The organism is Paenibacillus arenosi (assembly GCF_014841135.1).
Lineage (GTDB): Bacteria > Bacillota > Bacilli > Paenibacillales > Paenibacillaceae > Paenibacillus_B > Paenibacillus_B arenosi.
Genome location: NZ_JACYTN010000035.1, coordinates 19386 through 27956, shown reverse-complemented (window position 1 = coordinate 27956; position 8571 = coordinate 19386). Strand labels below are relative to the sequence as shown.

The 8571-nt window shown below is 44.4% G+C and carries 8 protein-coding genes; 2 read left to right on the top strand and 6 right to left on the bottom strand.

Features of this window, described 5'->3' with window-relative positions:
- Window positions 1-183, top strand: a 183-nt coding sequence (locus IFO66_RS23940; RefSeq protein WP_225445994.1) for a hypothetical protein, incomplete at its 5' end; no start/stop codon positions are given.
- A gap of 6 nt (window positions 184-189) precedes the next feature.
- Here IFO66_RS23940 and IFO66_RS22545 read toward each other — a convergent pair.
- The 4 genes from IFO66_RS22545 to IFO66_RS22530 form a co-directional block, all read right to left on the bottom strand.
- Window positions 190-612 carry a hypothetical protein gene (locus tag IFO66_RS22545; RefSeq protein WP_192027269.1) on the bottom strand — a complete coding sequence of 141 codons (423 nt, stop codon included), beginning with the start codon at window positions 610-612 and terminating at the stop codon, window positions 190-192.
- Window positions 613-750: 138 nt separating this feature from the next.
- Complete coding sequence (locus IFO66_RS22540; protein ID WP_192027268.1) at window positions 751-897, bottom strand: hypothetical protein; 147 nt, start codon at window positions 895-897, stop codon at window positions 751-753.
- Between the two features lie 94 nt (window positions 898-991).
- Complete coding sequence (gene dtd / locus IFO66_RS22535) at window positions 992-1441, bottom strand: D-aminoacyl-tRNA deacylase (RefSeq protein ID WP_192027267.1); 450 nt, start codon at window positions 1439-1441, stop codon at window positions 992-994.
- 127 nt (window positions 1442-1568) lie between these two features.
- Entirely contained in the window at window positions 1569-3764 is a 2196-nt protein-coding gene (locus IFO66_RS22530) for a RelA/SpoT family protein (protein WP_192027266.1), read from the bottom strand.
- 293 nt (window positions 3765-4057) lie between these two features.
- On the opposite strand from IFO66_RS22530, the gene uraA reads away from it, so the two are divergent.
- Window positions 4058-5335: a uracil permease gene (gene uraA, locus IFO66_RS22525; protein ID WP_192027265.1), complete on the top strand. Its 1278-nt coding sequence runs from the start codon at window positions 4058-4060 to the stop codon at window positions 5333-5335.
- A 117-nt stretch (window positions 5336-5452) separates the two neighbouring features.
- Here uraA and IFO66_RS22520 read toward each other — a convergent pair whose 3' ends face one another.
- On the bottom strand, window positions 5453-5965 hold the full coding sequence (locus IFO66_RS22520) for an adenine phosphoribosyltransferase (protein ID WP_192027264.1): 513 nt from the start codon (window positions 5963-5965) through the stop codon (window positions 5453-5455).
- 107 nt (window positions 5966-6072) lie between these two features.
- Window positions 6073-8472, bottom strand: a complete 2400-nt coding sequence (gene recJ / locus IFO66_RS22515; RefSeq protein WP_192027263.1) for a single-stranded-DNA-specific exonuclease RecJ — start codon at window positions 8470-8472, stop codon at window positions 6073-6075.
- Window positions 8473-8571: the final 99 nt, after the last annotated feature.

Genomic DNA, 8571 nt, shown 5'->3' with positions numbered 1-8571 from the left:
ACCGCTCCTTTTGTAAATGGTTGGTCGCACTTCCATTTTACCAAGAAACGGTTTCTTTTTGTTTTACAATATGAAGAAGGGCGTATCCCTCAACCATCTAAAGATGACTTTTGGGACAGCCCCATTTTATATTCGATTCCGTATTGTATCACAAGTAGTAATGATAATCGAGCCCTTCGCTAAGAAATGCTATTCCACATATGCACCATGGCGACGAAGAAGTTTCAGTGCCTCGATAAAATGATCTGAATCCATCTTAATGGAAATGACATAGCTTAAGTCACTTGGTGCTTGCTCGCGTTCTTCTGGAAAACGTTCATCCTCAACAATTCCTGCTACCTGTCCATCGCTCTGTTCAGATCGATCAGCCTCATCATCCTGATTGACGATTACACCTACACCCGATCCAGCAGGATGCATCGCGTTGCCTCCTGCATAACTGACTCCACCCGAATGAGAAGGAATAGGCGCCAGCAATAACTGGCCTTGTCCAAATGACTCTTCAAGTCGACCAATCTCAATGTGCTGTTGTTGTATCCCCAAACTTATAAGAGGACCACGCAACGATTCTGCTTCATTTTCTGTACGAGTGTATGCTTGTATATGTTTCATATTCATGTCACCTCTACTGATATGAGAATAACTGCAAATTGATTATGCTTATTCTCTAATACCCATGAGATGACATAGGTGAAACGAATACGTTACACGACCTAGCGCATCACTTTTCACTTCCGCAACTACATTTGCTTAACGTCGATGATTCGGCTGTTCTCTTTTAGACTGCACCGCTATCGGATCAACGTCTACCAATTGATTGGTCTGCTCTTTAAGCAGCCCCCCTGCCGTCAATGCCTGACTATACTGAATCGCTAATTGCTGTAATGAGTGTCGCATCCAATCCGCTCCTATCACTATAAATGAAACTAGATGTTAGTATGCGTATTTGAACGACACTGCTATACATCATAAAGACTTACGAAATACGTCCTTATGAACGAGTCGGACTATCAAGTAGCAGGGTGACGGGTCCCCAGTTCGTAAATGTTACATCCATATTCGCACCAAATACACCGGTTTCTACATGGAGTCCATGGCTGCGCAAGCGTTGATTGAATTGCTCATACAATAGCTCTGCCTTTTCAGGACGCGCAGCGGAAGTAAAGCTCGGACGTTTGCCACTGCGACAATCTCCGTATAAGGTGAACTGTGATACCGACAAGATAGAACCTTGAATATCCTTCACAGACAAATTCATTTTCTCCGCTTCATCCTCAAAAATTCGCAATCCTGCTATTTTATCAGCCAGCCAATTTACATCCTGCTCAGCATCTTCATGAGTTACACCTACTAAAAGCATAAGTCCACAGTCAATTTGACCCACAACTTGATGATCTACGACTACTTTGGCTTCCTTTGAACGCTGTACGACAACCCTCATTAACTCAACCCCTCCGTATACATAGATAGGGCCACCCACAAAGGGGCGGCCCTGCTCAATCACTGAGTATATCGTGTACATCTGTCAACTTCACCATTGAACACGACATGATCTCAATAGCATCATTCTAGTTCATAATCCGCTGCACGGTATAAACGTCTTTGACGCGTTTAATCTTCTCTACAACGGACTGTAAATGCTCCGTATTGCGAATCAATACCGTCATATGAATCATAGCCAGCTTGTTCTTATCCGAACGGCCTGATACAGCTGCAATGTTCGTCTTGCTCTCGGATACAATTTGCAGCACCTCGTTCAAGAAGCCACGACGATCCATACCCGTAATCTCAATATCGACGCTGTAATTCGCTTCAATCGATTCTTCCCATTCCACTGCAATAATACGAGCAGCTTCTTCCCCTTCCATCTCTTTACGAAGGTTTAGACAATCTGTTCGGTGAACGGATACGCCACGGCCTCGTGTAACATAGCCGACGATGTCATCTCCAGGAACAGGGTTGCAGCAGCGAGCAAAGCGAATCAGCATATTATCTACGCCTTTGACGCGAACACCGTTCGTCGGTCTCGGCTTTCTTTCCGATTCCCGCCTCACTTCTTTCACGTCTTTGCCCAATTCAATTTGGGCTGCTTCTTCCGCTTCTTTACGCAGCTTCTCCGTGAGCTTCGTGCATACTTGCGCAGCCGTCAAACCGCTAAAGCCAACAGCGGACAACATATCTTCCGTGTCGTTGAAATTAAACTTTTTAGCTGCTTCCAACAACTTTTCTTCGTTCATCCACACTTGGGAATCCAACGACATACGCTTCAGCTCACGCTCAATGAGATCGCGGCCTTTTTGTACATTTTCTTCCCGCTTTTCTTTCTTAAACCACTGCTTAATCTTTGTCCGCGCATGAGATGATTGTGCAATCTTAACCCAGTCCGCACTTGGTCCATAAGAATGTTTGGACGTCAAAATTTCAATAATATCGCCTGTTTTAAGCTGATGATCAAGTGGAACGATACGGCCATTTACTTTAGCGCCTATTGTACGGTTACCTACCTCCGTATGAATGCGATAAGCAAAATCAAGCGGCACGGAACCACTAGGCAGCTCAATGACTTCACCTTTCGGCGTAAACACGAAGACAAGGTCAGAGAAGAAGTCCATCTTCAATGTTTCAACGAATTCACTTGCATCCTTCGTCTCTTGCTGAAGATCAAGGATTTCACGCAGGAATGTCATCTTCTCTTCAAAACTGCCCCCTACAGAAAGTGCAGCATTGCTTCCGCTTCCTTCCTTGTAAGCCCAGTGAGCCGCGATACCGTATTCAGCTGTACGATGCATGTCCCATGTACGAATTTGAACTTCAGTCGGCTCCCCAGTTGGACCAACTACAGTCGTATGCAGGGATTGGTACATATTTGCCTTTGGCATGGCAATATAGTCTTTAAACCTGCCTGGCATAGGCTTCCATAAAGTATGGATAATACCTAGCGTAGCATAGCAATCTTTAATATTGTCTACTAAGATTCGAATCGCAAGCAAATCATAAATTTCATTGAACTGCTTGTTTCTCATCGACATTTTCTTATACACACTATAAATGTGCTTCGGTCGTCCAGACAGATCCGCTTCGATTCCCATCTCATTCAGCTTTTCTTTAATCCGCACGATAACATCTTCGATGTACTGTTCACGTTCAGCACGCTTTTTATGCATTAAGTTGGCAATACGATAATACTGCTGCGGATTCAAGTAGCGAAGCGCAATGTCCTCCATCTCCCACTTGATTGCAGAAATACCAAGACGATGCGCAATTGGACAAAAAATCTCCATCGTTTCATAGGCAATGCGTCGCTGACTCTCCTCCGATTGGAACTTCAACGTACGCATATTATGAAGACGGTCTGCTAGTTTGATTACAATGACTCGGATGTCATTGGCCATCGCGACGAACATTTTGCGATAATTCTCGTTCTGCTGTTCTTCCTTGGAACGGAATTGAATCCGCTCCAGCTTCGTCAGACCGTCAACAAGCATCGCACAAGTCTCACCAAACTGTTCACGAATTTCATCAAGCGATACAGACGTATCCTCAACGACATCATGAAGTAGAGCAGCGACAACAGAAGTAGGATCCATCTGCATGCCTACGACAATTTCCGCTACCGCGATAGGATGTAAAATATAAGGTTCTCCTGATTTACGCACCTGCCCGTGATGTGCCTGATCCGCAAATTCATACGCTTCACGAATCCGTTTCAAATCCGGTTCTTTCATATAGGCAGAAGCCTTATTAATTAAATGGTCGATGCCCATAGGACTCGTCTCGATTCCTTTCTATCCGGGTCACTTGGTAAACCCAGCCCTGTTTACAGATTATCCTATAATTATGCCTTTGAACCGTAGTGACGTCAATGGTCAACCACAGATGAACATCATCCTTTTTGTCAAACAATGTCGAAATATGAGTTGGTATATGGAGAAATAGAAGTGGGTGTTATATTTTTTGACATGAACTTGCAAAATATACTTGCTTTCTACACCTCCTGCGATGTAAATTATATAGTTAGAATTTATCAATGAACGTTATTTAAAGGAGTGCATAGGCATTGCAACGCGAAATCCAAGTGTTGGATAAACCACCATTACTACCGGGACTTATGCTTAGTTTGCAGCATTTGTTCGCCATGTTCGGATCGACCATCCTCGTTCCAAACTTATTCAACGTCGATCCAGGCATCGTTTTACTTATGAACGGCCTCGGCACTTTGCTTTACCTTATTCTTTGCCGTGGACTTATTCCTGCTTATCTCGGCTCCAGCTTCGCCTTTATTGCTCCAGTAACCATCGTATTAGCTGGACACGCTGAGAATTACTCTAAAGCACTTGGTGCCTTTATCGTGTGCGGCCTTGTATTTGTTGTTGTCGCTCTCATCGTAAAATGGATCGGCACACGCTGGTTAGATGTATTATTCCCTCCCGCAGCAATGGGAGCTATCGTAGCGGTTATTGGTCTAGAATTGATTCCAGTAGCAGCAGGTATGGCTGACTTTATTCCAGGTCAGGATGGAGTCATTGATCCCGCGAACGTGAAATTAGCACTTCTTACATTAGGTGTTACGGTAATTGGCACGGTTATGTTCCGCGGCTTCCTCAAGATCATTCCAGTTCTCATCGGAATTATTACTGGTTATGTAGCTGCTTACTTTATGGGCGTAATCAATATGGACAGTGTTGCAAATGCACCTCTTTTCAAATTGCCGACGTTCACGTACCCAGAATTTGATATGACAGCAATTCTTATCGTTTTGCCTGCGGCACTTGTCGTCATCGTTGAACATGTAGGTCATCTCATGGTTACAAGTAACATTGTAGGCAGTGACCTGTCCAAGAAGCCTGGACTTCATCGTTCTCTGCTAGGTAACGGTATATCGACCATTATTTCTGGATTTCTCGGATCTACACCGAATACGACATACGGCGAAAATATCGGTGTCATGGCGTTAACACGCGTATATTCTGTCTATGTTATCGGGGGGGCAGCAGTTATTGCAATCGCGATGTCATTCCTTGGTAAGGTGTCAGCACTTATCGCTAACATTCCTGTAGCTGTTATGGGCGGCGTATCGTTGCTGTTATTCGGGATCATCGCTGCATCAGGTTTCCGAATTTTGATTGAATCTAAAGTTAACCTCGGTAATCCAAAGGACATGCTTCTAACAACACTCGTTATTGTCATCGGAATTAGCCATGCACAACTGAAGATTGGGGATGTTGAGCTAAAAGGCATGGCACTAGCAACTGTACTCGCAATTGTGTTAAATCTATTCTTCATCATTATTGAAAAGCTCGGACTTTCCAACGACAAAGAACCAGCTTCTCACTAAAAACCTACTTCATCTAATTAAAAAGAACCTTCGACCCACTTGCTTGTGGATTGAAGGTTCTTTAGTTTATGACATCCAATTACGCAAGGACAAGGATGCACCAAACATTAGTTGCAATTAATAAGTAACAAGTGAGTGAACGTCAACACCATTAAGCTTCTCACGGCCATCCAAGTAGCCAAGCTCGATAAGGAATGCTGCTCCAACAACTACTCCGCCCAATTGCTCAATCATTTCGATTGTAGCCGCAATAGTTCCACCTGTTGCCAATAGATCATCAGCAATTAGTACTTTTTGACCTGGTTGAATCGAATCACGGTGAATGGCAAGCTTGTCCTTACCGTATTCCTTACCATAGTCCGCTTCCACTGTATTGCCAGGAAGCTTACCGCTCTTACGGATCGGCACAAAGCCTTTACCCATCATGAGAGCAAGTGGAGCACCGATAACGAAACCGCGAGCTTCTGGGCCAGCGATCAAGTCGATCTCTTTATCTTCTACCATTTTTTGAATGGATTCAATCGCCTCGCGATAAACATCACCATCTTTTAGCAATGTTGTAATGTCTTTGAAGCGAATGCCCGGCTCTGGAAAGTCCGGAATAACACGAATATACTCTTTGAAGTCCACGAGAGTTCCTCCTTGTTAATCAGCAAGCTGATTAATCAAATATACATAATCATAATAACAATAACCTCAGCTATTTCGTAGAGGGAATTCATATAACCCTATCTATTTCACGCAGTTGACACCTGTTGAGACTTATTACTGCCCCAAAGAGACAATAACCGTTCTGCCAACTGCTCAGAGGCTGCTTCATTCCATAATGACTCCCAGCGACTTATCGTATCCCATCGCTTGTAATGCTCGGAGGATTCCAATGACGTCTTCTGCGGCTTCTCCACAATTTCGTAAGTACCACCAGCTGCATGCTCGCTGAATGTAACGAAACCTAACTCTGTGAATACATTCATCAAGTACTCCCACTCACGCGGAGATAGACCCGACTTGTGAGCTAACGATACTCGTGTCCCTTCATCATTCAGCCATGATCCTAACTGTTTACAAGCAGTAAAGGCAGGAATGATTCGTTCACGGGCAGGTGGTCTAATTCCCTTCTCGAAAGGCTGACGATTCAATATAACATGAATTCGTTCTACATGCGAGAAGCGCTGTGCCCATTGCTCCCAGACAGACTGGTCATCAGGAATTGAGCTGATCACAAGATCGCGTATTGCCGTATCATCTTGATTAGGCTGACCATTAACCATGCTAGTCCATCTTACAAAGGTCTCCCCTGCATAAACAGTCGCCTCTTCAGGCGTCGTTAGCCATGCAACAGGACCACGTCCTAAAGATTCAAGCTTGCGTGCCAGCTCTACCGCTGCCACAACAGGTTCTTTTGTACCCCTAAGGTCAATAAGCTGGACATGATTAATACGAATATCTTTTAGCATTAATTGTGGACGGCGCGAACCGTTCCATTCATTAATAGACAATTCACCCAATACATCCACTTGAGCAAGCGGTGAAATAATATCTGATAACTCTCCTCGCTGAAAAGCCACCGCATCCAATGTAGCACGGTCTTGCGATAACATCAACTTTAAATGTTGGCCTTCTTTTCCCATCGTTCGCTTATCTTGTATAGAAGCATCACGAATAACGATTCGGGGCTGTGGATTTCCCATGCCAAATGGCTCTAGACGACCTAACTCGTCTATTACTTGCAGAGGTACATCCTTCAGCGTACATACTGCATCAACATCCGTACAAGGAACAAAATGCTCAGGTGTAAGCTGCGATTGCGCAATGACCTGCATCTTCTGTTCTAGCTCTGGTAGCTTATTCATAGCTATCGTCATCCCCGCAGCTGCATGGTGACCACCATAATGTTCAAAAAGATCTGCGCAATCCGTCATCGCTCCGTACAAATCAAAGCCGTCAATGGAACGTGCTGAACCTTTACACAGTCCTTTTTCGGAATCAATTCCTAAAATAAACGTAGGACGATAATAACGATCCACCAACTTGGATGCAACAATTCCAATAACACCAACATTCCATTCTTCATTAGCCAAGACGATAACAGAAGGAACTTCCCCGCCATTTTCCTCGATTTTAGCTGTCATTTGCTTCTCAGCTTCCTTGACAGTTAAGTCAACGATCTTTTGGCGTTCCTTGTTCAAACTATCCAGCTCTTCTGCCAAAACTTTTGCTTCGGCCAAGTCATCTGCGATAAGCAATTTAACGGCCAAATCAGCGTGAGCCAAGCGACCACTAGCATTAATACGAGGCGCCATCGAAAACGCAATATTTGTAGCTACAAGCTGATTGCGATCTACTCCGCCTATGTCCAACAACGCTTGAATGCCCGGATAGATCGTTCGTTTCATTCGTTGTAATGCTTCACGAACAATGATACGATTTTCGCCTACCAATGGCATTAAGTCTGCAACTGTACCGATAGCAGCAATCTCCAACAAATGCTCTGGTACTTTGCCTAATAAAGCATGTGCGAGTTTAAAGGCAACACCGACGCCCGCCAATCCTTTGAATGGATACGGGCATGTCGGAAGCTTAGGGTTTACTAATGCATAGGCCTCTGGCAACAATGCCGGCGGCTCATGATGATCGGTAACGACAACATCAATACCAAGCTGCTTCGCATAAGCGATCTGATCCACAGCACTGACACCAGTATCGACCGTGACAATTAAGCTAACACCCTGATTCTTGGCTAAATCGAGTGCAGCATTGTTTAAACCATAACCTTCATTCGCACGATGCGGAATATAATAATCAAAATGAGCGCCTAACTCTCTCATGACGAAAACCATAAGTGATGTGCTGGAAACACCATCTGCATCATAGTCCCCGTATATGCGAATATGCTCCTTCTGTTCTACCGCCCGATGAATCCGCTCTACCGCTTCCTTCATCCCAGCTAACAGATAAGGATCATGAACAGCCTCTAAATTATCATAAAGGAACCTGTGAATACCGTCTCCATCTTCGATGCCTCGAACGATTAGCAGCTTGGCTAAAAGCGGAGAAATTCCTGCTTCGACAGCTAGCTGTTCAGCTCTTTGTTCTGACACTTCTGCACAGCGCCAACGAGTTCGTGATTGAAGCATACCATTCTCCTTTAACATTCATTTGCAGTTAACTTTGGAGTTAACATGCCCCTCATTTAACACATCTGAGCCGCGTCTAGGTAGACGCGGCTCAGCTAC

What these genes read in the sequence shown, in the direction of transcription:
- recJ (WP_192027263.1), bottom strand. Translation starts at nt 8,472, where the DNA reads ATGCTTCAATCACGAACTCGTTGGCGCTGTGCAGAAGTGTCAGAACAA.
- IFO66_RS22530 (WP_192027266.1), bottom strand. Translation starts at nt 3,764, where the DNA reads ATGGGCATCGACCATTTAATTAATAAGGCTTCTGCCTATATGAAAGAA.
- dtd (WP_192027267.1), bottom strand. Translation starts at nt 1,441, where the DNA reads ATGAGGGTTGTCGTACAGCGTTCAAAGGAAGCCAAAGTAGTCGTAGAT.
- IFO66_RS22545 (WP_192027269.1), bottom strand. Translation starts at nt 612, where the DNA reads ATGAAACATATACAAGCATACACTCGTACAGAAAATGAAGCAGAATCG.
- IFO66_RS22540 (WP_192027268.1), bottom strand. Translation starts at nt 897, where the DNA reads ATGCGACACTCATTACAGCAATTAGCGATTCAGTATAGTCAGGCATTG.